Origin of the sequence: Sinomonas sp. P10A9, from assembly GCF_041022165.1 — a bacterium.
In the GTDB taxonomy this organism is placed as follows: domain Bacteria; phylum Actinomycetota; class Actinomycetes; order Actinomycetales; family Micrococcaceae; genus Sinomonas; species Sinomonas puerhi.
On record NZ_CP163302.1, the window covers coordinates 2,983,932 to 3,010,842 of the forward strand.

The window sequence follows — 26,911 nt, forward strand, 5'->3', positions numbered from 1 at the left end:
GAACGGGCCTTCGGCATGAATGGCTAGGAATCAGCGCTTCGAGTACTGCGGTGCGCGGCGGGCCTTCTTGAGACCAGCCTTCTTGCGCTCCACGACGCGGGCGTCGCGGGTGAGGAAGCCGGCCTTCTTGAGTGCCGGACGGTTGTTCTCGAGGTCGATCTCGTTGAGCGAGCGCGAGACGCCGAGGCGCACTGCACCGGCCTGGCCCGACGGGCCACCGCCGTGGATGCGGACGATCACGTCGTAGGCGCCCTCTAGGTCGAGGAGCTTGAACGGGTCGTTCACCTCCTGCTGGTGCAGCTTGTTCGGGAAGTAGTTCTCGAGCGTGCGGCCGTTGATGGTCCACTGGCCGGTGCCGGGGACAACGCGGACGCGGGCCACTGCCTCCTTGCGACGACCGACGGCGGCACCGGCAACCGTGAGGGCGGGGCGCTCACGCTTGGCTTCCTCGGCGGCCGCCGGGGCGCTCTCGGACGTGTAAGTGGTGGGGGTCTCCTCAGCCTCGGCGGCCGGGGCAAGCTCTTCGTTCTGAGCCACAGTGTTCTCCTTGATGAATTCTTTGGAAGTGGCCAGTACTACTGGGCGACCTGGGTGATCTCGAAGGTCTTGGGCTGCTGGGCAGCGTGCGGGTGGTTCGGGCCCGCGTAGACCTTGAGCTTGGAAATCTGCTGGTCAGCCAGCTTGTTGTGCGGGAGCATGCCCTTGATGGCCTTCTCCACGGCGCGGACCGGGTTCTTCTCGAGCAGCTCCGCGTAGGTGACGCTGGTCAGGCCGCCCGGGAAGCCCGAGTGGCGGTAGGCGCGCTTCTGCTGGAGCTTGGCGCCGGTGAGGGCCACCTTGTCCGCGTTGATGATGATGACGAAATCGCCCATGTCCATGTGGGACGCAAAGGTCGGCTTGTGCTTCCCGCGCAGCAGTGTTGCGGTCTGGCTGGCAAGGCGACCCAGAACGACGTCGGTGGCGTCAATGACGTGCCACTGACGGTCGGCGTCGCCGGGCTTCGGTGTGTACGTACGCACAGTTATTGCCTTCGTTTCTTGGTCTGGTAGGGGGTCGGTGAGATACACCCCTATGTCTTCGGTGCGCTACCGGACCAGAGGTGAGGGCTCCCAGACCAGTCATCCCGTGCTACTCGATAGCACCCCGGGAGCCTGCGTCCTGCAACTGGACACTCCCGCGGCGCGCATCATCGAGTCAGGACACGCACAACGACTACCTAGGATATCCCGCCACAGCACGGCGGGTCAAAGCGGCACCACCGACCGTTGCTGGCCCGCCTTCGAGGGGCACGCCTGCGCGACGCCCGACTACCCAAATCACAGCTTTCACGAACTGAGTACATGCGGGCCTAGCACTAGGTAGTTCTTAGGTTACTCGAAACGAAAAATTCGAGTACAGAGGAGTAGTGCGCCAGCGCGGATGGGGATGACAGTCTGACGGCTGTAGACCCGACGGCGCTCATAAGGGGGCAACGTTGCCATTGGTCTCACACGCTTGAAAAGGACCCCATCATGGACAAGCTCATGGTCTCCCTCATGACGTTCTGGAACGACCTCACCAGCACCGACAAGGAGAAGGGCGCCACGGCCACCGAGTACGCGCTCCTCGTCGGCCTCATCGCGCTCATCATCGCCGTCGGCGTCCTCGCCTTCGGCAACGCACTGAACACCTGGTTCAATGCGCTCGCCACCAAGGTCGCCACCTGGTAGTAGATGCACCGAAACAGATCCACAGCCAGGGGGGATAGATGGAAAAGGGACAGACAGTCCAAGTAGAGCCGATCACCGTTACAGGTGAAGAGGGTGCCACCGCCACTGAGTATGCGCTCCTCGTCGGGCTCATCGCGCTCATCATCGCCGTCGGCGTGTTGGCCTTCGGCGGCGCGCTGAACACGTGGTTCAACAGCCTCGCGACAACAGTCGCAACCTGGTGAACCGGCTGGCGGCTGGGCGGCAAGCCGCCCAGCCGCGCAGACATCCCATGGAGGGGGGATCATGAAGTCCAGACGTGCAGCGAAAGACCGTGGCGCGGTCGCGGTCGAATTCGTCCTCGTCGCCCCGCTCTTCTTCGCGGTGATGCTCGGCATCGTCGAGTTCGCCAACTTCTTCCGCGTGCAGATCAGCGTCACCCAAGCGGCCAGGGAAGCCGCCCGGTCCATGGCGATCAGCAACAGCCAATCCACGGCGGCAGCGGCCGCCACGGCGGCCGCACCGACGGTCGGACCGCTGAGCTATTCGTTCTCCCCTTCGTCCTGTGCACCAAACCAAACCGTGACCGTAAGCATCCAGTATTCGATGCCAAGTCTCACGGGCATTGCCGGGCCGTGGACCGTCTCGGGCGTCAGCGCTATGAGGTGTGGGGGATGATCCGGGGCACCCGCGCCGACGGGGAGCGCGGTGCAATCGCCATCCTGTCCGTCGTGCTCATGCTCGCCCTCATAGGGGTCGGCGCGGTGGCTGTCGATCTCGGTCAGGTGTATGCCGAGCGGGCTCAACTCCAGAATGGAGCCGACTCAGCCGCCATCGCCATCGGGCAGCAGTGCTATAAGAACCAGACCTGCTCTTCGTCTTACGCGGGCGCTTGGACTGCTGCTGCGCAGCCACTGGTCAACGGCAACGCGAATGACAACGCCTCGGCGATCCAATCGGTGACGTTCCCGGTAGTCAACGGCCTCCAGGAGGTTGTCGTCACAACCTCGACGAGGGATGGCGCGAGCGGGGCAGGATTCCTCACGCCCCTCTTCGCCAAGGCCCTCAACGTAGCCCCCGCAACCGTGGGGGCGCAGGCGACCGTCAGTTTGAAGCCACCCGGAAACGGAGGTGGCTTTCCCCTCGCCTTCGCCAACAGTTGCTTCGACCTCCAGAGCGGCCAGAAGGCCGGGAACATCATGCAATTGGAGTGGAAGCCCGGCATGACCTGTACGGGTCCGTCTGGTGCGGTGATTGCAGGGGGTTGGGGATGGCTTTCGCAGTCGGGGCCGTGCCAAGCAACTACGGCGAGTGGGACTGACTACATCCCATCCAATCCTGGGAACGGAGTGGCACAGCTTCAGGCGTGCCAGCCGATCCTGCAAGGATGGATCGACACCATCAACGCCGGCGGCCAGGTCAACGTGGTCTTTCCCGTCTTCGATCAGGCCATCGCTCAAGGGGCCGGGGGTCAATTCCACATCCTCGGTTACGCCACCTTGCGGATCTACGGTTGGCACTTCGCCAACGCAGGCTCGCCCTACGAGTTCCATGACAAGGCCTCGGACCTGACAGCCCTGGGAATCAATCCCCTGTACGCGTGCAGCGCCGGCGACGATCGCTGCGTCATCGCGCAGTTCGTCCGCTTCGACACCGTGGACCCCTCCACTGGGACCGGTTCAGGGCAGGACCTCGGCACCACCGTGGTCACCCTCATCAAGTAGCAATCATCTAAGGAGATACCCGTGAGGACCCGCCTACTGGGAGGCGTGGCCGCTCTGATTGTCGCAATCATTGGCGCCGCACTTCTCATCATTTATGTCAACGGAGCCGACGCCCGCGCGTTCGCCAACACGGAGACGCAGGACGTCTACGTCGTGCAGAAGCCAGTCATTGCCGGCACTGCGGTCGGAAGCCTCGGGGATTCCGTCGCCAAGAAGCCCGTTCCCAAGGGCGTCCTCGCAGCTGACGCAGTCGCGGACCTCGGGGCCATCCAGGGGAAGGTCGCGTCGGTGGCCCTCCAGCCGGGAGAACAACTCCTTGCGTCCCGATTCGTGGAAGCTGGCGCACTCAATGGTCCCGGCCGCGCGGCCGTCCCGGCCGGAATGCAGGAAGTCACGGTCCGGCTCCCCATCGAACGGGTCGTCGGAGGAGCCCTCTCCGCCGGCGACACGGTAGGCGTCTTCCTCTCGTTCTCCAAAGAGGAAAACGCGCCCTCGCAGACCCAACTCTCGTTCCACAAAGTGCTCGTGACCGGCATCCAAACCACATCGGGGGTTGCGGCGCAGAACAATGCGACAGCCTCCCCACAGCCGAGCAGTGGAGGCGGCATCAACAGCGGCGGTGGTGGTGGCACCTCCGAATACCTCGTGACCATAGCCCGTACAGCCGCTGACGCCGAGAAGATCGTGTTTGCTGCCGAGTTCGGCAAGCTGTACCTCTCGAAGGAGCCCTCGTCCGCGGTCGAGAACGGCGGCGGCATTGATCGGGCGAAGGTCTTGCGATGAGCCGCTTCGCTCTCATCACAGCAGACGCTGATTTCGAACACCGAATCCGGCTGGCTGCGGCGAGCCTTCCCGGTGCCCTCCAGACGTTCCAGGCGAACTTCCTGCCCGCCAGCATCGACGACGTGTTCAACCAACTCGTGGGTGAGCCTATCGAGGTGTTGATCCTCGGGCCGGACCTGCGCTCCGACGACGCTTTCAAATTCGCCACGGCGGTTGATGCGCGTCATCCGCATGTGAGCCTCATCTACGCGGCCCAGCCGACGCCTGATCTGGCTCTGTCGGCCATGCGATCGGGCGTCAGGGACCTCGTGATCCCAACGGCCGACTCAGAGTCCCTCCGCAGCCACCTTGAACAGGCTGCGGCCTCGGCTACCTCTCGGCTCGCAGCGGCACCGCCGATCGGCACCATCGGCGATGAGTCGGAGCACGCGCACGGGCGGATCATCGCGGTGATGTCGCCCAAGGGAGGTGTTGGCAAGACCACGATAGCCACTAACATCGCCGTCGGGCTTGGCAAGATTGCGCCGATGTCGGTGGTCATCGTGGATCTCGACCTGCAGTTCGGCGACGTCGCGAGCGCCCTCATGCTCAACCCCGAACGGACCATTCTCGATGCAGCGAGCGGGCCGATGGACTCCCTTTCGCTCAAGACCTATCTCGCCCCGCATCCAACGAACATCTATGCGCTGTGCGCCCCGAGGAATCCGGCCGACGCCGACAAGATCTCCCCGGACGGGATTGCGGAACTCATCAAGCACCTTGCGGCGGACTTCCAGTACATCATCATCGACACATCGCCCGGCTTGGGGGAGCATGTTCTGGCGACTCTGGACCAGGCGAGCGACGTGGTGTGGGTTTGCGGCATGGACATTCCGAGTGTGCGCGGCCTCAAGTCGGGCCTCGAGATCCTCAACGAGCTTCATATGCTCCCCGAACATCGGCATGTGGTGCTGAACATGGCGGACCGCAGGACTGGCATCACGCTCCAGGACGTTGAGGCCACCCTCGGGGTGCCAGTCGACGTCGTCCTCCCCCGCTCGCGCTCGCTCCCGCTTTCGACGAATCGCGGTGTCCCGGCGCTCCAGGACGGCCTGCGGGATCCCGTAGTCAAGGGTCTGCGCAAGCTCATCGATCGGTTCAGGCCCCAATGGGACAACCGTGACCACAAGCAATTGCACCGAAGGGCGGACTTCCAGTGAACCTATCAGACCGCCTTCTGGATGCCCGCGGTGAGCGACGCCCGCCCGCTGTGTTCGCGGCGCCGCCGGAAGAACACGGGAATCTTGAGACGACGGCGCTGCCCGTCACCGAGCTAGAACTTGCCGCGCCCGAACACACCGCGACGAACCTCAGCACCCGTGTTCAGGCCAAAGCCGCAGCCGACGCCGAAGCCCGCCTCGCCGTCCACGACGTCGCCACGCCCGGGAGCGTGCGGACGAGCCTCGCGCTGAGAGAGCTCAAGCAGAGGGTAAGCGTCGAGCTGTATGAGCGCGTCGGGAGTCGCATCACCGACTCGGCACTCAGCGAGGCCGACCTCCACGACTTTGTCCGCACCGAGCTTCGTTCCATCGTCTCGGACCAGTCGGTGCCACTGTCCGCAAGTGAGCGCGAGCGGCTCATCGACGAGACGATGGACGATGTCCTCGGACTCGGGCCGCTTCAACGATACATTGACGATCCGAGTGTCACTGAGGTGATGGTCAACCGCGCCGACCAGGTCTACATCGAGCGCCACGGCCAGCTCTTCGCTACTGAGACGACGTTCTCCTCCGAGGAGCAGCTGCGCCGCGTCATCGAGCGAATCGTCTCGCGCGTGGGCCGGCGCATCGACGAATCGTCGCCCCTTGTCGACGCGCGTCTCTCAGACGGTTCTCGTGTCAACGCAATCATTCCGCCGCTCGCCGTGAACGGAGCGGCACTCACGATCCGCAAATTCTCGCGCGAAGCCCTCAGTGTCAATAAGCTCATCGAACTGGGCACGCTGAACCCCGAGATGGCTGAATTGCTTGATGCTTGCGTGCGGGCACGCATGAACATCATCGTTTCGGGCGGTACGGGCACAGGCAAGACCACCCTCCTCAATGTGCTCTCCTCGTTCATCCCGCACGACGAGCGGATCGTGACGATCGAGGACGCCGTAGAACTCCAGCTCCAGCAGGAGCACGTGATTCGCCTCGAGAGCCGCCCGCCCAACATCGAGGGCCAGGGCGCTATTACGATCCGCGACCTTGTGCGTAACACGCTCCGCATGAGGCCGGACAGGATCATCGTCGGAGAGGTCCGTGGAGGCGAGACCCTCGACATGCTCCAAGCCATGAACACGGGGCACGACGGCTCGCTCTCGACAGTCCATGCCAACTCCCCTCGTGACTCGATCGCACGCCTCGAGACTCTCGTGCTCATGGCCGGAATGGACCTGCCCCTGCGGGCGATCCGCGAGCAGGTTGCATCGGCCGTCAACCTCATCGTGCACCTCACGCGCCTCCGCGACGGAACGCGGCGTGTCACCCACGTGACCGAAGTCCAGGGCATGGAAGGAGACGTAGTCACTCTGCAGGATGCATTCCTGTTCGACTACGCAGCCGGACTCGATGCCGACGGGCGATTCCTGGGCAAGCCGATCCCCACTGGAGTGCGCCCACGGTTTACGGAACGATTCCGCGATCTGGGAATCCAGATCAGCCCATCCATCTTCGGCCAACATTACGGGAAGATGTGACGCTGTGGATTCCCCCTTCATGCTCGTCGCCGGCATTCTGGCCATCTACGCGGGGCTCCTGCTCTTCGTGATCGTTGTTCTGCGTTCCCGGAAGACCGTCGCCATTGGGCGACGCCGGCCTCAACAGCAGGAAACCTCTTCGTCGGCCCTGACCAAACTGACCAACACCGCAGTCAGTGCCATCACCAGGTCGTTGCAGGGACGGCAGCTCCGATTCGCGAACGCAGACAAGTTCGAGCAGGCCGGCCTCAAGATCCGCGTTGGCGACTTCGTCCTCATGGCCGGGGCAGGCACCCTCGTGGGTGCCATTCTGGGCTTCGTTCTCGGTGGCTTGGCCCTCGGCCTCCTTTTCGCCGTGGTGGTTCCCATCCTCTTCGTTGTGGGCCTCAACACCCTCGCTTCACGTCGGCAAGCCAAGTTCGCGGAGCAGCTGCCGGACACGCTGCAGATGCTCTCCGGAAGCATGCGAGCTGGCCACAGCCTCCTGCGGGCCGTCGATGGAGCGGCGAGCGAGGCAGAATCTCCCATGGGTGAGGAGTTGCGGCGCGTGGTCAACGAATCGCGTATCGGCCGTGACCTCACGGAATCGCTGCTCGAGACTGCGTCGCGCATGAAGAGCGAGGATTTCCTCTGGGTGGCCCAAGCCATAGAGACCCATCGGGAAGTCGGCGGCAATCTCGCCGAACTCCTCGACAACGTGAACGAGACCATCCGCGAACGAGCTCAGATCGCCCGCCAGGTGCGGGCCCTGAGCGCTGAGGGCCGTACGTCTGGTGTAGTGCTCGTGTCGCTGCCGATCATCATGTTCTTCCTCATGATGCTGGTGAATCCGTACTACGCGACCACCTTCCTCACGACCGTGCCGGGTTGGATCATGCTCACCGTCGTCGTCATCATGCTGCTCGTGGGCACCTTCTGGCTCAGCCGACTCATCAAGCCGAAGTACTGAGGAGCTAGACATGAACGTCTTAGCAATTGGAGCAATCCTTGCGATCGTGCTTCCAGTCGCCTTCCTGACCTGGAGCATCGTCACACCAGACCGGAGCGCGCGAGCCGCGATCGAGAAGAACCTCGGACTCCTCAAAGCCGGGCCGAAGCATTCCACGACGTCGATCTCGGAGGCCCTCACGGCTCTGTCTCGCAGGATCACTCCCGTCGGCTACACCGCATGGCTCGACGGAAAGCTTGCAGGCGCCGGTCGGCCTCGGTCATGGCCCCTGGACCGCGTGCTCGTCGCCAAACCGCTTCTGGCCCTCCTCGGGCTCTTCCTCGGCATACTTGTTCTGCTCCCCCACCCGGACGGCCCTCGCTTCCTCCTGCTGATCGCCCTCGGAGCGCTGTTCTACTTCGTGCCCGACATCCTCCTGAACAACTCCGCCCAGAAGAGGCGGCACGCGATGCAACTGGCGCTGCCCAACATGCTCGACCAAATGCTCATCTCGGTCGAGGCAGGCATCGGATTCGAAGGCGCCATGGCTAGGGCTTCTGAAAGCACGACGGGTCCATTGTCCGATGAATTCGTCAGGACACTGCAGGATATCCAGGTGGGCCGCTCACGCCGCGAGGCCTATACGGATCTGGCCGCTCGGGCCAGCTTCCCGGACATCAGGGCGTTTGTTCGATCCATCGTCCAAGCCGACCAGTACGGCATCGCCATCGCCAAGGTCCTCAAGACGCAGGCCCAGGAGATGCGCCTCAAGCGACGGCAGCGGGCCGAGGAGCATGCCATGAAGATTCCCGTGAAGATCCTCTTCCCCCTGATTTTCGCGATCCTTCCGGCCATGTTCATCATCATCCTCGGCCCAGCAATTATGGGCATCATCAAGACCTTCTCGTAGAGATCCGCCGTGGAACTTCACAGATCTGAGCGCAGTTTTCGGCGAGGCGCAGAACACCCTGAACGAGGAGCGACTGCGACCGAGTATGCCGCACTGTTAGGCCTGATCGCCGTGGTCATTTCGGTGGGAATTGGTCTATTCGGCGCGGCCTTGGGAACGTACTTCACAACAGCGGCGACATCGATCAGGACCATTCTCGGTATCCCGTGACGCCCTCACACGCCCGTTCTGGGCCCTACAGACGGAGCCCCCTCACGGAACCCAGACCGGAGGGGGCTCCTCCATTGTGGCTTCAATGGCGTGCCTCGGGGTTTCGACTGCGCGCTCAACCACCGATAAGGTCGCGCCGCGCCCTTGTCTGCTCCGCTCGCTCGGCCATCTCCGCGGGGGATTCCGGGTACCCGACCTCCTCGAGCACGAGCGGGTGCGCCGGGGCGAGGCGCGTCTTCGCGTCCCGCACGCGCGCGAGCATCCGCTCGTGCAGCCACTCAACGCTCTCGAGCCCCTCCCCCACCCGCAGCGCCGAGCCGACGAGGGCGCGCACCATGTTGTGGCAGAAGGCGTCCGCGCGCACCCGGGCAACCACCACGCCGCCGTCCAGCCGCTCGAACGAGAGCTCCTCGAGCGTCCGGACCGTCGTGGACCCCTCCCGCGGCTTGCAGAACGCGAGGAAGTCCTGGAGCCCCAGAAGCTGCTCGGCGGCGGCGTTCATGCGCGCCACGTCCACCTCCGCGCGGTGCCACAGCGTCGTACCGCGCAGCACCGGGTCCCAGTCCTCGGGCCGGTCCGCGATCCGGTACGAATAGCGCCTCCACAGCGCCGAGAACCGCGCGTCGAACCCCGGCGGAGGAACGACCGCGCGATGCACCACGAGCGCGCCCGTCGCCTCCCCGAGCACTCGGCTCAGAGCGCCGCCCAGCCTCCGAACGAGGGCGTGCTCCGGCGACTCCGATGACCGACGCGAGAGACCGGCCCACTCGTCCCCCGTGAGATCCAGATGCACCACTTGCCCGCGCGCGTGCACCCCGGCATCTGTGCGCCCGGCCACCACCACACGGACCGGCCGACGCAACAGGAGCGCGAGCGCCTCCTCCAGTGTCCCCTGAGCCGTGCGAAGCCCTGGCTGCAGGGCCCACCCGCTGAACGGTGCGCCGTCGTACGCGAGATCGAGCCGGACGCGCACAGCGCCAGCCAGCCCCGCGCCGTCGTGCGCCCCGGAGACCACCAGGGGCGTCCCAGAACCCCCCGCAGACGCCGGAAGGCCCCCGTTCCCAGAATCGGGAACGGGGGCCTTCTCTGCACTCATGAGCCCCAGTCTATCGAGGCGTCACGGCGCGATTCAGCGGGAGCGCTTCTCGGCGTTCTCGTTGGCAGCAGCCTCGGCCTCGGCGGACTCGGCCTCGGCTGCGGTCTCGCGGGAAGCCTCAGCAGCGGACTCGGCCTCGGCGGCCTCCTCCTTGACAACCTCGGTCTCCGACTCGGCGACCTCAGCCTCGACAGCCTCGGTCTCCTCGACCTCAACGGCCGGAGCCTCGACGGTGGCCTCAGCCTTGGGGGCAGCCTTGGCGGTGGCCGAGGAAGCCTCCTTCACCACAGCCTGCTTGCCCGAGACCGGCTCGAGCACGAGCTCGATGACAGCCATGGGCGCGTTGTCGCCCTTGCGGTTGCCGATCTTGGTGATGCGGGTGTAGCCACCGTTGCGCTCCGCCATCTGCGGGGCGATCTCGGTGAAGAGCTCGTGGATGATGCCCTTGTTCGTGTTGGTGCGCGCCGAGATGGCGGCCTGGACACGGCGGCGCGAGGCGAGGTCGCCGCGCTTCGCGAACGTGATGAGGCGCTCGGCGACCGGGCGGAGGCGCTTGGCCTTCGTCACGGTGGTGGTGATCCGCTTGTGCTCGAAAAGAGCCGTAGCAAGGTTCGCGAGCATGAGGCGCTCGTGAGCAGCGCCACCGCCCAGACGCGGGCCCTTGGCGGGTGCTGGCATAGTAGTTTCTCCTCGTGTGGGACGCTGCCGGCACGGGACCGGCAGCGGGCAGAATTGTCTTAGAGCTCGTCGTCGCTGAAGGCAGCGTCGTCCTCGTCGCCCGCGGCAGCGCGCGCGGCGAGGGGGTCGAATCCGACGGGCGAATCCTTCAGCGAGAGGCCGAGCTCGAGGAGCTTGGCCTTGACCTCGTCGATCGACTTCGCGCCGAAGTTCCGGATGTCCATCAGGTCCGCCTCGGAACGGGCCACGAGCTCACCCACGGAGTGGATGCCCTCGCGCTTGAGGCAGTTGTACGAACGGACGGTGAGGTCCAGATCCTCGATCGGAAGCGCCATGTCCGCGGCGAGTGCGGCATCCGTCGGGGACGGGCCGATCTCGATGCCCTCGGCGGCGGTGTTCAGCTCGCGGGCGAGACCGAACAGCTCCACGAGGGTGGTGCCGGCGGAAGCAACGGCGTCGCGCGGCACGATGGCCGGCTTCGTCTCGACGTCGACAATGAGCTTGTCGAAGTCGGTGCGCTGCTCAACACGGGTCGCCTCCACGCGGAAGGTCACCTTCAGCACGGGCGAGTAGATCGAGTCCACCGGAATCCGGCCGATCTCCGCATCCCCGGACTTGTTCTGCGCCGCAGACACGTAGCCGCGGCCGCGCTCGATGGTCAGCTCGAGCTCGAACTTGCCCTTGGAGTTCAGGGTGGCGATGTGCAGATCCGGGTTGTGGATCTCCACGCCGGCCGGCGGCGCGATGTCCGCGGCGGTCACGACGCCGGGGCCCTGCTTGCGCAGGTACGCGACGACGGGCTCGTCCTGATCTGAGGAAATCGAGAGGCTCTTGAGGTTGAGGATGATCTCGGTGACATCCTCCTTGACCCCCTCGACCGTGGTGAATTCGTGCAGCACGCCGTCGATGCGGATGCTGGTCACTGCCGCCCCCGGGATCGAGGAGAGCAGCGTACGGCGCAGCGAGTTGCCCAGGGTGTACCCGAAGCCCGGCTCCAGCGGCTCGATGACGAAGCGGGAGCGGTTTTCGGATACTACTTCTTCAGACAGGGTGGGGCGCTGTGCAATGAGCACTTGGTTTTCCTTTCAGGAAGCATCCGCTATATGACGCAACACAGATGGATGGGGTCTGAACTAAGTAATGAAGCCAGGCGGGGCATCCGTTCGAGGCGGGCACTCGGCGTCGTGCGCCATTTCTGACGCACGACGCCGGGCGGTCACCTCTCGCGGACGGGTCCCACCGGCCCCGGCAACTTGTTAGACGCGGCGGCGCTTGGGCGGGCGGCAGCCGTTGTGCGCGCTCGGGGTCACGTCCGAGATGGAACCGACCTCGAGGCCAGCGGCCTGCAGCGCGCGGATCGCGGTCTCGCGGCCCGAGCCCGGACCCTTCACGAACACGTCGACCTTGCGGAGGCCATGCTCCTGGGCGCGCTTCGCAGCCGACTCCGCAGCCTGCTGGGCGGCGTACGGGGTGGACTTGCGGGAGCCCTTGAAGCCGACCTCGCCGGCCGAGGCCCACGAGATCACAGCACCGGACGGGTCCGTGATGGACACGATGGTGTTGTTGAAGGTGCTCTTGATGTGCGCCTGACCGAGCGCGATATTCTTCTTGTCCTTGCGGCGCGGCTTGCGGACCGCAGCACGAGTCTTCGGGGGCATTTAGCTCTCTCCTACCTGAGGTTTCTGGGTGACCGAAGCCGCTATCAGCGGCCGGCCTTCTTCTTGCCGGCGACGGTGCGCTTCGGACCCTTGCGGGTGCGAGCGTTGGTCTTGGTGCGCTGGCCGCGGACCGGGAGACCCCGGCGGTGGCGCAGACCCTCGTAGCTGCCGATCTCGACCTTGCGGCGGATGTCGGCGGCCACCTCGCGGCGGAGGTCACCCTCAACCTTGTAGTTGCCCTCGATGTAGTCACGCAGCTGGACCAGCTCGGCGTCCGTCAGGTCCTTGACCCGGACGTCCGCGCTGATGCCCGTGGCAGCGAGCGTTTCCTTTGCACGGGTGCGGCCCACGCCATAGATGTAAGTAAGCGCGATTTCCAGCCGCTTTTCGCGGGGAATGTCAACGCCAGCGAGACGAGCCATAGTGGCGGTTCTCCTTGTGTTCACCGGAGGTCGTAGGCAGTACACCCGCTCGTTCTCGAGCGGCCCCAGCCTCCGGACCGGGGGTCAGCTGTCCGGGCCCATTCGTCCCAGCGCAGCTTGTGCTGCCTTCTCTAGTTGTTGCGTGGGCGTTGCCCGGGTTGGTCCCTCTCCCTGACGGGGAAGGATCAGCCCTGGCGCTGCTTGTGGCGCGGGTTCTCGCAGATCACCATGACCCGCCCGTTACGGCGGATCACCTTGCACTTGTCGCAGATCTGCTTGACGCTCGGCTTGACCTTCATGGTGTTCCCTTTGCGTGTTCTGCAGGTGGTCAGCATGAACGCCCGGGTGCCCCCGGGCGTGCTGCTTACTTGTAGCGGTAGACGATCCGGCCGCGGGTCAGGTCGTACGGGCTGAGCTCCACCACTACGCGGTCCTCAGGGAGGATGCGGATGTAGTGCTGGCGCATCTTCCCCGAGATGTGAGCGAGTACGACGTGCTTGTTCGTCAGCTCAACGCGGAACATCGCGTTGGGCAGCGCTTCAGTCACGACGCCCTCGATCTCGATGACACCGTCCTTCTTGGCCATAGCCTCCGCTTACTGTCTGCCGCCGGGCGCACTGTGCCCCCGACGGACGTGTATGGTTTGACGACTGGCGTCCCCGCACCCCCAAAAGGGCATGGGAGGACCGACAGCCAACACACAACTGTACGCCTCATGGGACCGGAAGTTAAATCGGCCCATGGTACACGGGCCCCTGCCCGACCGGTCCGCCCGCGGCCGCCCGAGACCGAGTCCTGCACGCGGCATGGGAGAATTCCTCAATCTGAGGGACCGCTTGGGGGGACGAATGGCCGAGGCTGCTCAGCGTCAGGGAAACGCTGCCGTATTCATTGATCTGGAGAATCTGTTCGGAGGGTATTCCAAGGACGTGGGCTCGGTTCCACTGGCGCCGATTGCCACGCAGCTCCAGGGCCTCCTCCGCAACGGGAGCCGGGCCCGGGCCACGGCTATCCGGGCCTACGCGAACTGGGCCCAGCCGGCCATGCACTCGTACCAGGACGATCTCCTCGCCCACGGGATCGAGGCCGTCCAGGTCTTCTCGTTCACCCGGAACGTCAAGAACGCGGCGGACATCCAGATGTGCGTCGACGTCCTTGCTGAGGCTCAGGACCGGCCGTGGACGGATACCTTCGTCATCGTGAGCGGTGACGGCGGATTCGTCCCGCTCGTCCGCCGTCTCCGACAGCTCAACAAGCGCGTAATTGTGGCCTCGACGAACCACGCGGCCGCCGGCACCGTCAACCACCTCCTGGCATCGGCTGCCGACGAGTACCACGTGCTCGAGGTCGCCCCGCCTGACCCGGCACCAGCGAAGCCGGCCGCCGCGCCGGGCCGCACTACCGGTCCGACCCTCAAGGAATACCGCGCCGAGATCCTCGCGGCGATCGAACGCAATCCCGGGATGCGGGTCAAAGGCAGGGTCGACGGCTCTCCCCTCGGCCAGCATCTGCGGCGCAAGTGGCCTTCCGTGACGTTCAAGGACTTCGGCTCGCCCGCGCTCGGCGCCTTCGTCGAGAAGCACTGTGGGCTTGCTGTCCACCGGCCCGCTGCCCCCGAGGCACCTGCCGCCCCTCCGGAACCCCAGCGCCGGGTGAGGCCACCAGCGCAGGCCGGCACGCCGCCGTCGTCCGCGGAGCCCTTCGACAACGAGAACCGAACGGCCTACCTTCGTGCCGTTCGGGCCCTCTTCTTGAGCGGACCGCTTGGCGCGGTGGTGGACGCAAAGAAGCGGCTGCCCGCCGCCGAGGCCGGGTTGCTCGTGCGCCGGCATGTTGCCGGAACCGACTTCAGCGACGTCGGGTACAGCAAGTTCGCCGGAATGCTCCAGGATGCGCTCGTGGCAACGCCGTTTGCGCTCGACCGCGACGAGAGGCATGGCTACGTGGTGCACCGGCGTTCGGCGTCTGCCGCGGGCTAGGACTGGCTGGCCCCTGCCTCAGCAGTGGCCTTGATCTTGGCGAGCAACTCCTTCTGGCTGCGCTCCGACATCTTCATCACGAGGGAGTCCACGGCCGCATCAGCCCAGTTGGACGGGAGTACCTCGTATGCGTACGTGAGCTTGGTCCCGCTGCCCTCCGGAGCCACGGAGATTCTGAACTCGGGGCCAAAGGAGGACTTCGAGGTGAAGTGCTCGTCCGGGACGTACTCGGTGTACTCGTGGGTCGTCTTCAGCGGGATGCCCAAAACCTTCCAAGACGCCGTGAACGTTGTCCCAACACCCGCGGGTGTGACCGTGTGGTTTGAGATCTCGACGTCTTCCCCCAGCCACACCGAGGGGTCCTTGACGATCTCGAACACCCTCTCGACCGGCGCCGCGATGCTGATCTCGTCCGACGCGGCCAGGAGGTGAGTGCCCCGGGGCTTCTCGTCGGCAGCGGTGACCGCCTTCTGCCCGGTCTCGACGAGGCTCTTGACGTTCGCCACCATTGCCTCAATGTCGCCTTCGGTCCATTTGACCAGCAGCGCGTGGAGCGGGACGCGAACGAGCGGCGTCTGAACGTCGATGTCTTCGTCAACCGTGAGGGCGGTCCCGCCTTCGACCGGCTCGAGGGCAAACGTCACAACGGGTCCGGCCGAGGCCTTGGACACGATGCGCTGGTTGGGGATCACTTCCCGATACTCGTGAGTCACAGACATGTTGACGCCGAAGATCTTGGCGGTCCATTTGGCCGACGTACCCACTCCGCCGGGCTTGATGTCGAGGTCGGTGACCTCTGATTCACTGGGGAACGCGAGCATCCAATCGGTCGGATCGCTCAAGAAGGCGAACACCTTTTCCACGGGGGCATTGATCGTGACGCTCCGGACGAGGCTCTGTGCCATCGTTCTCATCTCCTCTGGGAGGGCGGCCAGGCCGCCTTCGGATCGGCTGCGCCTTCAGTCAAGCGAATCGCGGACGGCCGGCCCAGAGGAGAAGGTCCCCGGGGTCGCGATGCCGACGGCCGCAGAAGCCATCGGCCGGAGGCCGACAAGCCGGGGCCGGGGCGCCGAACCCGCAACCCGCAAGAGGGAGGCCCGTAGGCGCCGCTGCAAGCTGGGGCCCCGGAGCCGGCGGCCGCAGGATCCCGCGCGTCCCTCCCCACCTTTCGGTACCGAGCTCCCCAGCTTTAGCCTTCAACCCGCAGGATCCCGCGGAACCCGCGAGCGCCGAGCGCCGGCACGCGCCAAGAGCTGGGGAGCTCGGTACCGATCAGCCATACATGCAGCACCCAGAGAGAGCGGACCGGGTGCCGTCTCATCCGAGACCTGGGGAGCACGGTACCGATCAGCCATCCGTGCAGCACCCACCGGACTCGGGCCGCCCTAGAGGTCCTCTCGCGAAGAGTGCTTCCTGCGCGGAAGGCCCTCGAAGGCCTTCTCGGCTGCCAGCCGGCCGCAACGCGTCCCTTCGCGTCGATGCGGCACGTTGCCCACGCCGGACCACGCTGTCGCGCCTTGTCCACATATGAGTTGTTGTCCACATAGGAGTTGAAGCCGTCGCAGTACCGGATTGGAGCCAGCGACGATGAGGGCATGCCCGACGTCAAGGAGCTCGTCGCTCTGAGGAATGGTGCCGCCCGCACCGGGGAGCTCCTGTCCCTGGGCGTGAGCCGCCGTCAGCTGCAGGCAGCGCTGGCGAAGGGCTCGATCGATCGGCCGGCGCGGGGCGTCGTCGCACTTCCCGACGCCGACCCCCTGCTCGTGCGGTGCCTGACGACCAACTCCCTCCTGACCTGCGTGTCCGCAGCCGAGTGTCACGGACTCTGGGTGCTGCACGAGCCCGAGAAGGTGCATCTGCTGCGGTCCGACGGGCGCCTGGTGTCGGACCGAGCCGTAGTGCACCGGCAGTCGTGGGTCGCTGCCGATCTGGGGAGCCGGCTCGCGTCCCTCGCCGATGTGGTGCTGCATGCCCTCTCCTGCCTGCCGGAGCTCGAGGCCCTCGTGATTGCCGAGTCTGCTGTCCAGAAGGGATTGTCGAAGGACTACCTGCTCGCGCAGTTGCCAGGGCGCCGCAACGGCCGTGCACGCGCGGTGCTCGATCTGATCGAGCCGGGGGCCGACTCGCTCGTGGAGACTCTTGCCCGGACCCATCTGCGCCGGGCAGGCCTGCGCGTACGGTCGCAGGTAGAGATTGGAGGCGTCGGTTGGGTGGATCACCTCATAGAGGAATGCGTGATCCTCGAGACCGACGGCAAGGAGCACCAGAAGCCCGCGAGCCGGTACAAGGACTACGCGCGTGATGCCCACGCGCAGACGCTGCGTCTGGCGGTAGTTCGGGTCGGCTACGGCGATTTGGTGCATCATCCGGATCAGATGGTTGAGCGGGTCAAGGCCGTCGTGGCGGCTCGGCTTTCCATGGGCAGGCTGCCAGTCCTGTGAGGCGTGCGTTCCTCCCCACCTTTCGGTGCCTTCGTCCCCAGCTTCTGCCTTCAACCCGCATGATCAAGCGGCTCGCGGACGCCCTGCACCGCGGGTGGCCCCAAGAGCTGGGGACCTCGGTACACGCTCGCGGCGCCGCCTCCGGGCCAACCGCAGCACGCGCAAACCTCTATCCGCGCGTAAGCCTCGAGCCGACAGGCCCCCCGCCGCCAACCCACCAGTCAGCCCTCACGCCGCCGGGTACGGCTCCCAGGAACCTGCTGGCGTGGTGACAGCAGTAGCCGAACGGACTCCGTCGAGGATCGCCTCGCGCACAGCTTGTGCGGCGGCGATCTGGACCATCATGAGCCCCACGACGCGCCCCGCGTCCGTCGAGCGGTCGAACTCGATGGCCCTCGTCGAGACACCGAAGATCGTGTCGCCGTCGACCTGCGTATGGCTGGGGTCCAGGGCCCGGGCCAGGCCCGAGTGCGCGGCGGTCGCGAGCCGCCTGCTCTCCGCCGGTGTCAGTGCCGCGTTGGTGGCGACCACCGCGAGAGTCGTGTTCAGCGACTCGGGCGAGCGGGCGGCGTCGTGCACGGTGCCGCTGACCACGGGCGCGCCGGACCAGCCCTCCCGCGTATGCGCGCCGGCCTCGGCGAAGACCGGGAACCCCGCGGCGTTCACGACGGCGATCGCTCCCACGACGATCCCCTCAGGCAGCGAGACCTCGGGCGCCCCGGGCGGACCCGGCACGGCCCCGCCGGGAAGTCGCACGGAAGCCATCCCGACGCCGCCCTTGTACTGCCCCCTGCCGAGCACCGCACCGGTGCCGGCCCCGACGCAGCCACGGAGACCGCCGTCTGGCGCGTCCTCGAGGCCCACGGCAGCGGCAGCGGCCGAGTACCCCATCGCGGCATCGGGTCGCGCGCGGAAGTCGCCCCCGCGGCCGAGGTCGAAGATCACAGCCCCCGGCACGATCGGCACTACCCCGCCCATCACAGGATGCCCCTGACCCTGCTCCTCGAGCCACAGCTGGACACCGCTGGCGGACGCGAGCCCGTACGCGCTCCCGCCGGTCAACGCGATCCCGTCCACGGTCTGCACGAGGGTCGAGGGGTCGAGGGCGTCAGTCTCGATCGTTCCAGGCCCGCCGCCCCGGACGTCCACCCCTCCGGCGCTGCCGGGAGGAAGCACGACGGCGGTCACTCCCGTGAGCCACCCACCGTCCGTGCGCTGTGCGTGTCCAACCCGGAGCCCGGGCACATCGAGAAGGGATCCCATGGGCCCATTCAACGCGGGGGCCCGTGATGTTGGCCACTCCCGATACCAACACAGGGTTAACTCTCGGATACACGAGGGGAAATTCATCCCACGTTCACCAGATTTCGGTGACCCGTAACATCGCGCCATGATCCACTATCTCGGGGGGTTTTGGAGTATGCCCAAGACCGAAGGAAGGTCTTCTCAATGTCCTATGCCATCCGCCGGGTTCGTCCATGAGCGATCTAACACTGGAACGCAGTTCGCAGTCCCCATCAGCTCAGCCGAAGCCAGAGCACCGGCGCCCACGATTCGCAGGCCGCACGCGGCGCGATTTCTGGGTCTTCCTCGCGTTCGCCCTCCCGAACCTGGTGCTGATCGGGGTGTTCACGTACAGACCGCTCTTCACGAACCTCCAGTACTCGTTCCTCGACTGGACGCTCGGCTCGAAGACCGCCCGAAACATCGGGCTCGACAACTACGTCACGTTCTTCACGAGCGACGACGCCCCCCGAGTCCTCGGCACCACGGGCCTCTTCACGGTACTCACCGTGGGGCTCTCCATGGTCTTGGGGATCCTCGTGGCCCTCGCCCTGAACGCGAAGGTCCGCGGCACCACATTCGCGCGGTCAGCGGTGTTCGCCCCCTACGTCCTCTCGGGCGTTGGCGTGGGCCTCGTCTGGATGTTCATCTTCGACCCCGGCTACGGCGCCCTCTCGTGGGTCCTGCGGAGCTTCGGCGCGAAGAGCCCGGAGTGGTTCAACAACCCGCAGCTCGCGCTGACCATGGTCATCGTCGTGTATGTCTGGAAGAACCTGGGCTACTGCGCGGTGGTGTACCTCGCAGGGCTGCAGTCCCTCCCGAACGACGTCATGGAAGCCGCGTCGCTCGACGGCGCCGGGCCTGTGCGCCGCTTCCTGAGCATCAGCCTCCCGCTGCTCTCCCCCACCACGTTCTTCCTGCTCATCACCACGATCATCTCGAGCCTCCAGGCCTTCGACCTGATCAGGATCATGACCCCGCTCGGCAACGGGACGAGCACCCTGATCTACGAGGCCTACCTCCAGGCCTTCGGCGCGTACAACCGCGCCGGCTACTCGGCCTCGATCTCCGTGGTCCTCTTCGTGATCCTGCTCGTGATCACCGTGGTGCAGATCCGTTTCGTCGAGAAGAAGGTGCATTACGCATGAGCGCCCCCGCACCCGTCGAAGTCTCCGCCCACGCCGGTGAACCCGTTCGCCCGCGGCCGTTCTCGTCGCAGAACCTCGTCCGCACGATCGCGGGCGGCTACCTGCCGCTCATCATCGCGACGCTCATCATTGCCCTGCCCCTGCTGTGGATGGTGCTGAGCTCGTTCAAGACGCCGCACGAGATCCTCACGACGGACCTCAAGATCCTCCCCGACTCGGTCACCCTGGACAACTACGCCACGGCCATGACCACCGTGCCGTTCGGGCGGTTCTTCCTCAACTCGGCGATCGTCACCGCCGTCGGAGCCACCGTCAAGGTCACCCTTGCGATCATGACTGCGTACGCCCTCGTGTTTGTGCGCTTCCCGTTCAAGAACGTGATCTTCGTGCTCATCCTCGTGGCGCTCATGGTTCCCTCGCAGGTCTCGATCCTGCCGAACTACGTGCTCATCGCGGGCATCGGCGGGAAGAACACCCTCTGGGGCATCATCCTCCCGGGCCTCGGCACGGCGTTCGGTACGTTCCTCCTTCGACAGCACTTCATGACGCTGCCCGGCTCGATCCTCGAGGCGGCGGAGATCGACGGCGCCGGTCACTGGAAGCGCCTGTGGCAGGTCGTGGTGCCGATCTCGGTCCCCTCGATCGCCACCGTGGCGCTCGTGACGATCGTGTCCGAGTGGAACGACTACATCTGGCCCCTCATCATCACGGACAAGCCCGAGGTCATGACGCTGCCCGTAGGCCTGACCCTGCTGCAGAACTCCGAAGGCGGTGGCGGCACCTGGGGCATCCTCATGGCGGGCGCTGTCCTCGTGATCCTTCCGGTGCTCATCGTCTTCGCGATGCTCCAGCGCTACATCGTCGCCGGCCTCACCCAGGGCTCCGTCACCGGCTAGGCGCTGCGGGCGGAGTCGGCGCACGACGCCGCCCGCTCGCCTCGAGCGCGACGCTGGCCACCCGCCGTCGTGCGCCCCCAGACCCGTTCCCCAAAGCACCCATAACGAAAGGCACACCATGTCATTCCGACTCGACCGCCGCCATTTCCTGGGCCTGGCCGGAGCCGGCACAGCCGCTGCGGCCCTCGCCGCGTGCGGCGGCCCGGACACCTCGGGCACCGCGGCAACCACCGCCGCAGCGGACATCGACTTTTCGGGCGTAAAGCCCGCCGCGATGTTCGACTTCTGGTCGAGCCACCCGGGCAAGTCCGAGGACGTCGAGAAGCAGCTCATCTCCAAGTTCGAGGCAGCCAACCCGAACATCAAGGTCAACCTCGTCACGGCGGGCGCCAACTACGAGGAGACCGCTCAGAAGCTCCAGGCCGCCTTGGCCGCGAACACGGGCCTGCCGGCCGTCTCGGTGCTCTCGGACGTGTGGTGGTTCCGCTTCTTCATCAACGACAGCATCATCTCGCTGGACTCGCTCAACAAGCAGCTGGGCGTCAACGTGGGCGACTACCGCGACTCGCTCGTGCAGGACTACCAGTACAACAGCAAGCAGTGGGCCATGCCGTATGCCCGGTCCACGCCGCTGTTCTACTACAACAAGGACCACTTCAAGGCCGCTGGTCTGCCTGACCGTGCGCCGACCACATGGACCGAGTTCGCTGAGTGGGCCCCCAAGCTCAAGGCATTGGGCGCTGCGCAGAACGCATTCCAGTACGGCCCGCTGGCGGGCTACGCGGGCTGGACCATGCAGAACAACCTGTGGGGCTGGGGCTCGGGCTGGTCCAAGGGCTGGGACATCACGTGTGACTCGGACGACGCCGTCGCCGCGATGCAGTGGATCCAGGACTCGGTCTACAAGGACAAGTGGGCCGGCGTGTCCTCGAAGGATCAGGGCGCCGACTTCGCGGCAGGCATCGCCTCTACCACGATCAACTCGACCGGCGGACTCGTGGGCATCCTCAAGGATTCGAAGTTCAACGTGGGCGTCGGCTTCCTCCCGGGCGGCCCCAAGGCCTCCAAGCCCGTGGTCCCGACCGGCGGCGCCGGGCTCGCGATCTCCGCGGGCGTGACCAAGGAGCAGCAGCTCGCCGCGGCCATGTTCATCAAGTTCGTGGGCGAGCCCGAGAACGCCGCGCTCTTCTCCTCGGCAACCGGCTACATGCCGGTGCGCAAGTCCGCGGACATGACCGCAGTGCTGGCCAAGACACCGCAGATCCAGACCGCGATCGACCAGCTCGCCGTGACCAAGGTCCAGGACAACGCCCGCGTCTTCCTCCCGGGTGCGGACCAGGAGATGGGCAAGGCCGTCGCCAAGATCGTCACTCAGCAGGGCGACGTCAAGGCCACGCTCGCGGACCTCAAGAAGACGCTGACCGGCATCTACGAGAAGGACGTCAAGCCGAAGCTGAAGGCCTAGCCTCCGCCTGCGGCAACCGCACACAACGGCGCCGCTCACCTCCCGGGGTGAGCGGCGTCGTCGCGCTTCACGGGCGTCGGAGGACGGATCAGACCCGGACGACGAGCTTGCCGCGCACGTGGCCGGTCTCGAGCCTGCGGTAGGCCTCGGCGGCATGGTCGAGCTCGAAGACATCGGCAATCTCGACCTTGAGCGTTCCCTCGGCCGCGAGCTGTGCCAGCTCGGCGAGCTGCTCCGAGTGGGGGCGGACCCACACGTACTGGCCGCCGTAGGTGTCGCGGGCGCGAGGGTCGGTGATCGAGGCAACCATGCCGCCCTCGCGGAGCAATTGCGGGACCATGTCCATCGCGTCGCCGCCCACGAAGTCGAGGATCACGTCGAAGCCCTCGGGGGCCAGGGCCCTCGCGGCGTCCACGAGGCCGTCTCCATAGGCGACAGGCTCCGCCCCGAGCGAGCGGAGGTAGCCGTGGTTGGGCTCCGACGCCGTGCCGATCACACGCGCGCCCGCGAGGACCGCGAGCTGGACTGCGAAGGAGCCCACGCCGCCCGCGGCGGCATGAATGAGCACGGTCTGCCCGGCCGAGACGCCCGCCCGCCGCACGGTCTGGAGCGCCGTGAGGCCAGTGAGCGGCAGCGCGGCGGCGGCCTCGAAGCTCAGGCCCTCAGGCTTCCGGGCCGCCGTCCGCACGGGAACCTCCACGTACTCGGCAAGCGTCCCGCCGGAGATCACGTCCTTGCGGGCATAGGCGAGGACCTCGTCGCCCGCGGCGAACTCTGGAGTGTCCAGGCCCGGCCTGACCACGACGCCAGCGACGTCCCAGCCCGGCACCGCGGGGAACACGGTATCGAGCACGCGGCGGAGGTAGCCTTCGCGGGCCTTGTAGTCCACAGGGTTGATGCTCGCGGCCTTCACCTTCACGAGCACGGAATCGGAGCCCGGATGAGGCGTGGGGAGGTCAGTGAGCTCGAGGACGTCCGCGGAGCCGTAGGTGCTGTAAGTCAATGCCTTCATGACTGTGGCCAACCCGGTGCTGCCGAGAGGTATTCCGTCAGGAGGGGATCGGGACCGGGGTGACCCCGAGGGGCTCCAGTTCGGAGGCGCCACCGTCCTCCGCCGTGAGCACCCAGATGCCGCCCGTGTGCCGGGCCACGGAGTGCTCCCACTGGGAGGCGCGCGCGCCGTCCGTCGTCACGACGGTCCACTCGTCGTCGAGGGTCTTGGTCTCGATGGATCCACGCACAAGCATCGGTTCGATCGCGAGGGCCATGCCCGGCTTGATCTTGGCGCCGCGGTGGCCGGTGCGGTAGTTCAGCACGTCGGGCGCCATATGCATCTCGGAGCCGATGCCGTGCCCCACATAGTCCTCGAGGATGCCGAGCGGAGCGCCGTCCTGGGCAGACACGAAGTCGTCGATCGCGTCACCGACGTCGCCCACGTGGGACCCGGTGGCAAACGCCGCGATGCCCCGCCACATGGCCTGGCGCGTCATCTCGGACAGGCGCACGTCCTCCGGATCGCCCTCCCCCACGATCACTGTCCGGGCCGAGTCGGCATTCCAGCCGCGCACGATGCACCCGCCGTCAATCGAGAGGATGTCGCCGTCGACGAGCTTCCGCGGGCCGGGGATGCCGTGGACCACCTCGTCGTTGACGGACACGCAGATGTGCTTCGGGTAGCCGTAGTAACCGAGGAAGTTGTACTGGGCGCCGGCGGCGTCGACCACTTCGGCGAACGCCGCGTCGATCTCGTCGGTCGTGGCTCCCGGCTTCACGGCGGCCACGGCCGCGTCCAGCGCCCGGCTCAGCAGGACGCCGGCCTCCGCCATGATCCGCAGCTGCCCGTTGTTCTTGTACTCGATCTTCCGCTGGCTGCCCACAGCCATCCTCTCCTCGTCACTCACCCTCAGGACTGACGAAGCGCCGCCCGGAGGTTGCCCGCCGGACGGCGCCACGCGTCGTCGTGCTCAAAAAGCCTTTACGAGGCCGACTTGACGGACTCGATGGCCGCCAGCACGCGCTCGGTGACCTCGTCGACGGCGCCGATGCCGTCCACGCGGGTCAGCGTGCCGCGGTCCGCGTACTGCGACACCACGGCCTCAGTCTGCGTGTGGTACAGGTGGAGGCGGTGACGGATCACGGCCTCGGTATCGTCGCTGCGGCCAGTCTCCTTGGCGCGGTTCAGGAGGCGGGCAACCAGCTCGTCGTCGTCCGCGGTGAGCTGGAGCACGACGTCGAGCTGCTGGCCCTTCTCCGCGAGGATCCCGTCGAGGTACTCGACCTGGGCCACCGTGCGGGGGTAGCCGTCGAGGAGGAAGCCGTTGGCGGCGTCGTCCTCGAGGAGGCGGTCACGCACCATGTTGTTCGTCACGGAGTCCGGGACGAAGTCGCCTGCGTCCATGAACTTCTTGGCCTCGATGCCAAGCGGAGTCTGCTCCTTGACGTTGTAGCGGAAGATGTCTCCCGTGGAGATCGCTACGATCTCGAGGCGCTCGGACACACGTTCTGCCTGGGTGCCCTTGCCGGAGCCGGGAGGGCCAATAAGGAGCATTCTCGTCATCGCAATAGTCCTTCGTAGTGCCGCTGTTGGAGCTGCGCATCGATCTGCTTGACCGTCTCCAGGCCAACGCCCACCACAATCAGGATCGACGTGCCACCGAACGGGAAGTTCTGGTTCGCGTTGACGAGCACGAGCGCGATGAGCGGGATGAGAGCCACGATTCCCAGGTACAGGGCACCCGGCATCGTGATGCGCGAAAGTACGTACTGCAAGTAGTCCGCAGTGGGCTTCCCGGCACGGATGCCGGGGATGAAGCCCCCGTACTTCTTCATGTTGTCGGAGACCTCTTCAGGGTTGAAGGTGATCGCGACGTAGAAGTATGTGAAGAAGATGATCAGCAGGAAGTAGATGACCATGTACATCGGGTGATCGCCGCGGGTCAGGTTGTTGTTGATCCACTCGACCCAGCCCGCGGGCGCGGAGCCGTCATGCGGGGTGTTGAACTGCGCGAGGAGCGCGGGCAGGTAGAGCATGGACGAAGCGAAGATCACGGGGATCACGCCGGCCATGTTGACCTTGATCGGGATGTACGTGCTCGTCCCGCCCACGGTGCGGCGGCCGATCATGCGCTTCGCGTACTGAACAGGCACGCGGCGCTGGGACTGCTCGACGAAGATGACGAGCGTCATGGTGACGAGGCCGATCACGAGCACAATGAAGAACGTGCCCGGGCCCTTCGAGGTCCAGATCGCGCCCAGCGAGGACGGGAACTGCGCGGCGATGGACGTGAAGATCAGCAGGGACATGCCGTTGCCGATGCCCTTCTCCGTCACGAGCTCGCCCATCCACATGATGAGGCCGGTTCCGGCCGTGAGCGTGATGACCACGAGGATCGTGGCGACGATGCTCGTGTCCGGGATGATCGGCAGCTGGCAGTTCGGGAACAGCTGGCCCGAACGGACGAGCGAGACCAGCGTCGTCGCGTTCAGCAGGCCCAGCGCGATCGTGAGGTAGCGCGTGTACTGGGTCAGCTTCGTCTGGCCGGACTGGCCCTCGTCGTACAGCTCCTGGAACCGCGGAATGACCACGCGGAGCAGCTGCACGATGATCGACGCCGTGATGTACGGCATGATGCCGAGCGCGAAGATCGACACCTGGAGGAGCGCGCCGCCGCTGAACAGGTTCAGCATCTGGTAGATACCGGTCTGCTCGCCCTGGACGCCCGGGGAGATGCACACCTGGACGTTGTGGTAGTTCACTCCCGGCGAGGGGATGAAGGCCCCGAGGCGGAAAATGGAAATGATCGCGAGCGTGAACAGCAGCTTGCGCCGCAGGTCGGGCGTCCGGAATGCCCGGCCAATCGCAGAAAGCACGCTTCTCCTCCCCCGAGTCGAGGAATGTAGAGTCGTCACTCCGAGACGCGGGTGAGCGCGTCGGAGCATGGGTCCAGCTCACGAGTCTAGCGGCACGGGCCCCTGAGCGGATAATTGGGCGCCCCGTCCCGGGCCGAGCGGCGCCTACGGTGCGGCGAACGGAGAAGGGCCCGGTCGCCGTCGTGCGCCCCGCGCCGCCGCACGCTGGGGCCGCCTTAAAGCGCGGGGCCCCGGTCGGCGTCGTGATTAATCACGACCCCGACCGGGGCCTTTGTGCTCACGGCGTCAGCCGGGTGCCACTAGCGTCTCAGAGGACGTTCGCGGAACCGCCGGCAGCGACGATCTTCTCCGAGGCGGACGCCGAGAAGGCGTGCGCCGTGACGTCGACCTTGACGGTGATGTCGCCGGAGCCGAGAACCTTGACCGGCTCGTTCTTGCGAACGGCGCCCTTGGCCACGAGATCCTCGACCGAAACAGCGCCACCCTCCGGGAAGAGCTCGGAGAGACGGTCCAGGTTCACCACCTGGAACTCGACGCGGAACGGGTTCTTGAAGCCACGGAGCTTCGGCAGGCGCATGTGCAGCGGAAGCTGCCCGCCAGCGAAGCCAGCCTTGACCTGGTAGCGGGCCTTCGTGCCCTTGGTGCCACGACCGGCGGTCTTGCCCTTGGAGCCCTCACCGCGACCCACACGGGTCTTCGCGGTCTTGGCGCCAACGGCGGGACGCAGGTGGTGGACCTTGAGCGCGGAAGACTTCTCAGCCTTCTCAGTCTCTGCCTTGGCAGCGTTTTCGTTCTCAGCCATTTACTTCGCCTCCTCAACCTTCACGAGGTGCGGAACCGTGTTGACCATGCCAACGGTGACCGCGTCTGCCTTACGGGTGACCGTGTGGCCGATCCGCTTGAGGCCGAGCGACCGCAGGGTATCGCGCTGGTTCTGCTTGGCGCCGACGACGCCCTTGATCTGCGTGATCTCCAACGTGGCGTCGGAGGGAGCCAGGTTCTTCGCCATGAC

Annotated in this window: 31 protein-coding genes; 14 read left to right on the forward strand and 17 right to left on the reverse strand. The window is 66.0% G+C overall.

Annotation, left to right across the window (positions count from 1 at the left end; all coding sequences use genetic code 11):
* Positions 1 to 30: 30 nt before the first annotated feature.
* Both rpsI and rplM read right to left on the reverse strand, forming a co-directional pair.
* On the reverse strand, positions 31 to 537 hold the full coding sequence (gene rpsI, locus AB5L97_RS13610; RefSeq protein ID WP_307955675.1) for a 30S ribosomal protein S9: 507 nt from the start codon (positions 535 to 537) through the stop codon (positions 31 to 33).
* A gap of 38 nt (positions 538 to 575) precedes the next feature.
* Positions 576 to 1,019 (reverse strand): 50S ribosomal protein L13, encoded by a 444-nt coding sequence (gene rplM, locus AB5L97_RS13615; protein WP_307955674.1) that lies wholly within the window; start codon positions 1,017 to 1,019, stop codon positions 576 to 578.
* Between the two features lie 492 nt (positions 1,020 to 1,511).
* Between rplM and AB5L97_RS13620 the strand changes: the two genes are divergently transcribed.
* The 9 genes from AB5L97_RS13620 (at position 1,512) to AB5L97_RS13660 (ending at position 8,752) form a co-directional block, all read left to right on the forward strand.
* Entirely contained in the window at positions 1,512 to 1,709 is a 198-nt protein-coding gene (locus AB5L97_RS13620; protein ID WP_369045063.1) for a Flp family type IVb pilin, read from the forward strand.
* Between the two features lie 38 nt (positions 1,710 to 1,747).
* Positions 1,748 to 1,933: a Flp family type IVb pilin gene (locus AB5L97_RS13625; protein ID WP_369045064.1), complete on the forward strand. Its 186-nt coding sequence runs from the start codon at positions 1,748 to 1,750 to the stop codon at positions 1,931 to 1,933.
* A gap of 61 nt (positions 1,934 to 1,994) precedes the next feature.
* Positions 1,995 to 2,366, forward strand: a complete 372-nt coding sequence (locus AB5L97_RS13630; RefSeq protein ID WP_369045065.1) for a TadE family protein — start codon at positions 1,995 to 1,997, stop codon at positions 2,364 to 2,366.
* Positions 2,363 to 3,412 (forward strand): pilus assembly protein TadG-related protein, encoded by a 1,050-nt coding sequence (locus tag AB5L97_RS13635; protein ID WP_369045066.1) that lies wholly within the window; start codon positions 2,363 to 2,365, stop codon positions 3,410 to 3,412. The genes AB5L97_RS13630 and AB5L97_RS13635 overlap by 4 nt, the downstream gene beginning before the upstream one ends.
* A 45-nt stretch (positions 3,413 to 3,457) precedes the next feature.
* A complete protein-coding gene (cpaB, locus tag AB5L97_RS13640; RefSeq protein WP_369045067.1) occupies positions 3,458 to 4,195 on the forward strand; it encodes a Flp pilus assembly protein CpaB in 738 nt (245 codons plus the stop codon).
* Entirely contained in the window at positions 4,192 to 5,394 is a 1,203-nt protein-coding gene (locus tag AB5L97_RS13645) for an AAA family ATPase (protein ID WP_369045068.1), read from the forward strand. Before cpaB ends, AB5L97_RS13645 begins: the two co-directional genes overlap by 4 nt.
* Positions 5,391 to 6,914: a CpaF family protein gene (locus tag AB5L97_RS13650; protein WP_307955667.1), complete on the forward strand. Its 1,524-nt coding sequence runs from the start codon at positions 5,391 to 5,393 to the stop codon at positions 6,912 to 6,914. The genes AB5L97_RS13645 and AB5L97_RS13650 overlap by 4 nt, the downstream gene beginning before the upstream one ends.
* 4 nt (positions 6,915 to 6,918) lie before the next feature.
* Positions 6,919 to 7,863 (forward strand): type II secretion system F family protein, encoded by a 945-nt coding sequence (locus AB5L97_RS13655; protein WP_369045069.1) that lies wholly within the window; start codon positions 6,919 to 6,921, stop codon positions 7,861 to 7,863.
* A 10-nt stretch (positions 7,864 to 7,873) separates the two neighbouring features.
* Positions 7,874 to 8,752 (forward strand): type II secretion system F family protein, encoded by an 879-nt coding sequence (locus AB5L97_RS13660; RefSeq protein WP_369045070.1) that lies wholly within the window; start codon positions 7,874 to 7,876, stop codon positions 8,750 to 8,752.
* A gap of 325 nt (positions 8,753 to 9,077) precedes the next feature.
* On the opposite strand, the gene truA is transcribed toward AB5L97_RS13660, so the two are convergent.
* The 7 genes from truA to infA all read right to left on the reverse strand — a co-directional run bounded on the left by truA (position 9,078) and on the right by infA (position 13,402).
* Complete coding sequence (truA, locus tag AB5L97_RS13670) at positions 9,078 to 9,935, reverse strand: tRNA pseudouridine(38-40) synthase TruA (protein WP_369047445.1); 858 nt, start codon at positions 9,933 to 9,935, stop codon at positions 9,078 to 9,080.
* Positions 9,936 to 10,091: 156 nt separating this feature from the next.
* Positions 10,092 to 10,736, reverse strand: a complete 645-nt coding sequence (gene rplQ / locus AB5L97_RS13675) for a 50S ribosomal protein L17 (protein WP_369045072.1) — start codon at positions 10,734 to 10,736, stop codon at positions 10,092 to 10,094.
* A 59-nt stretch (positions 10,737 to 10,795) separates the two neighbouring features.
* A complete protein-coding gene (locus tag AB5L97_RS13680) occupies positions 10,796 to 11,809 on the reverse strand; it encodes a DNA-directed RNA polymerase subunit alpha (RefSeq protein WP_307955662.1) in 1,014 nt (337 codons plus the stop codon).
* A 183-nt stretch (positions 11,810 to 11,992) separates the two neighbouring features.
* Positions 11,993 to 12,394: a 30S ribosomal protein S11 gene (gene rpsK / locus AB5L97_RS13685; RefSeq protein WP_307955661.1), complete on the reverse strand. Its 402-nt coding sequence runs from the start codon at positions 12,392 to 12,394 to the stop codon at positions 11,993 to 11,995.
* Positions 12,395 to 12,438: 44 nt separating this feature from the next.
* Positions 12,439 to 12,816, reverse strand: a complete 378-nt coding sequence (gene rpsM, locus AB5L97_RS13690) for a 30S ribosomal protein S13 (RefSeq protein WP_066499470.1) — start codon at positions 12,814 to 12,816, stop codon at positions 12,439 to 12,441.
* Positions 12,817 to 13,001: 185 nt separating this feature from the next.
* On the reverse strand, positions 13,002 to 13,115 hold the full coding sequence (gene rpmJ / locus AB5L97_RS13695) for a 50S ribosomal protein L36 (RefSeq protein WP_011775570.1): 114 nt from the start codon (positions 13,113 to 13,115) through the stop codon (positions 13,002 to 13,004).
* 65 nt (positions 13,116 to 13,180) lie between these two features.
* The gene (infA, locus tag AB5L97_RS13700; protein WP_011775571.1) at positions 13,181 to 13,402 is read right to left on the reverse strand and encodes a translation initiation factor IF-1; all 222 of its coding nucleotides are present in this window, start codon (positions 13,400 to 13,402) and stop codon (positions 13,181 to 13,183) included.
* Between the two features lie 262 nt (positions 13,403 to 13,664).
* Here infA and AB5L97_RS13705 point away from each other — a divergent pair, with 262 nt between their 5' ends.
* Positions 13,665 to 14,795 carry an NYN domain-containing protein gene (locus tag AB5L97_RS13705; RefSeq protein ID WP_369045073.1) on the forward strand — a complete coding sequence of 377 codons (1,131 nt, stop codon included), beginning with the start codon at positions 13,665 to 13,667 and terminating at the stop codon, positions 14,793 to 14,795.
* On the opposite strand, the gene AB5L97_RS13710 is transcribed toward AB5L97_RS13705, so the two are convergent.
* Positions 14,792 to 15,700, reverse strand: coding sequence for an SRPBCC family protein (locus AB5L97_RS13710; RefSeq protein WP_369045074.1), 909 nt, complete (start codon positions 15,698 to 15,700; stop codon positions 14,792 to 14,794). The genes AB5L97_RS13705 and AB5L97_RS13710 overlap by 4 nt on opposite strands.
* A gap of 690 nt (positions 15,701 to 16,390) precedes the next feature.
* On the opposite strand from AB5L97_RS13710, the gene AB5L97_RS13715 reads away from it, so the two are divergent.
* Positions 16,391 to 17,236, forward strand: coding sequence for a type IV toxin-antitoxin system AbiEi family antitoxin domain-containing protein (locus AB5L97_RS13715; RefSeq protein ID WP_369045075.1), 846 nt, complete (start codon positions 16,391 to 16,393; stop codon positions 17,234 to 17,236).
* A gap of 228 nt (positions 17,237 to 17,464) precedes the next feature.
* On the opposite strand, the gene AB5L97_RS13720 is transcribed toward AB5L97_RS13715, so the two are convergent.
* Complete coding sequence (locus tag AB5L97_RS13720; RefSeq protein ID WP_369045076.1) at positions 17,465 to 18,499, reverse strand: P1 family peptidase; 1,035 nt, start codon at positions 18,497 to 18,499, stop codon at positions 17,465 to 17,467.
* A 215-nt stretch (positions 18,500 to 18,714) separates the two neighbouring features.
* On the opposite strand from AB5L97_RS13720, the gene AB5L97_RS13725 reads away from it, so the two are divergent.
* The 3 genes from AB5L97_RS13725 (at position 18,715) to AB5L97_RS13735 (ending at position 22,029) form a co-directional block, all read left to right on the forward strand.
* Positions 18,715 to 19,668 (forward strand): carbohydrate ABC transporter permease, encoded by a 954-nt coding sequence (locus AB5L97_RS13725; protein ID WP_369045077.1) that lies wholly within the window; start codon positions 18,715 to 18,717, stop codon positions 19,666 to 19,668.
* A complete protein-coding gene (locus tag AB5L97_RS13730) occupies positions 19,665 to 20,564 on the forward strand; it encodes a carbohydrate ABC transporter permease (RefSeq protein ID WP_307955655.1) in 900 nt (299 codons plus the stop codon). Before AB5L97_RS13725 ends, AB5L97_RS13730 begins: the two co-directional genes overlap by 4 nt.
* Positions 20,565 to 20,682: 118 nt before the next feature.
* Positions 20,683 to 22,029 carry an ABC transporter substrate-binding protein gene (locus tag AB5L97_RS13735; protein WP_369045078.1) on the forward strand — a complete coding sequence of 449 codons (1,347 nt, stop codon included), beginning with the start codon at positions 20,683 to 20,685 and terminating at the stop codon, positions 22,027 to 22,029.
* A gap of 88 nt (positions 22,030 to 22,117) precedes the next feature.
* Here AB5L97_RS13735 and AB5L97_RS13740 read toward each other — a convergent pair whose 3' ends face one another.
* The 6 genes from AB5L97_RS13740 to rpmD all read right to left on the reverse strand — a co-directional run bounded on the left by AB5L97_RS13740 (position 22,118) and on the right by rpmD (position 26,908).
* Positions 22,118 to 23,041: an NADP-dependent oxidoreductase gene (locus AB5L97_RS13740; protein ID WP_369045079.1), complete on the reverse strand. Its 924-nt coding sequence runs from the start codon at positions 23,039 to 23,041 to the stop codon at positions 22,118 to 22,120.
* A gap of 37 nt (positions 23,042 to 23,078) precedes the next feature.
* Positions 23,079 to 23,912, reverse strand: a complete 834-nt coding sequence (gene map / locus AB5L97_RS13745) for a type I methionyl aminopeptidase (RefSeq protein WP_369045080.1) — start codon at positions 23,910 to 23,912, stop codon at positions 23,079 to 23,081.
* A gap of 92 nt (positions 23,913 to 24,004) precedes the next feature.
* Entirely contained in the window at positions 24,005 to 24,577 is a 573-nt protein-coding gene (locus AB5L97_RS13750) for an adenylate kinase (protein WP_307955983.1), read from the reverse strand.
* 5 nt (positions 24,578 to 24,582) lie between these two features.
* The gene (secY, locus tag AB5L97_RS13755; RefSeq protein ID WP_307955651.1) at positions 24,583 to 25,899 is read right to left on the reverse strand and encodes a preprotein translocase subunit SecY; all 1,317 of its coding nucleotides are present in this window, start codon (positions 25,897 to 25,899) and stop codon (positions 24,583 to 24,585) included.
* 307 nt (positions 25,900 to 26,206) lie between these two features.
* Positions 26,207 to 26,701, reverse strand: coding sequence for a 50S ribosomal protein L15 (rplO, locus tag AB5L97_RS13760; protein ID WP_307955650.1), 495 nt, complete (start codon positions 26,699 to 26,701; stop codon positions 26,207 to 26,209).
* Entirely contained in the window at positions 26,702 to 26,908 is a 207-nt protein-coding gene (gene rpmD, locus AB5L97_RS13765; protein ID WP_307955649.1) for a 50S ribosomal protein L30, read from the reverse strand.
* Positions 26,909 to 26,911 lie beyond the last annotated feature (3 nt).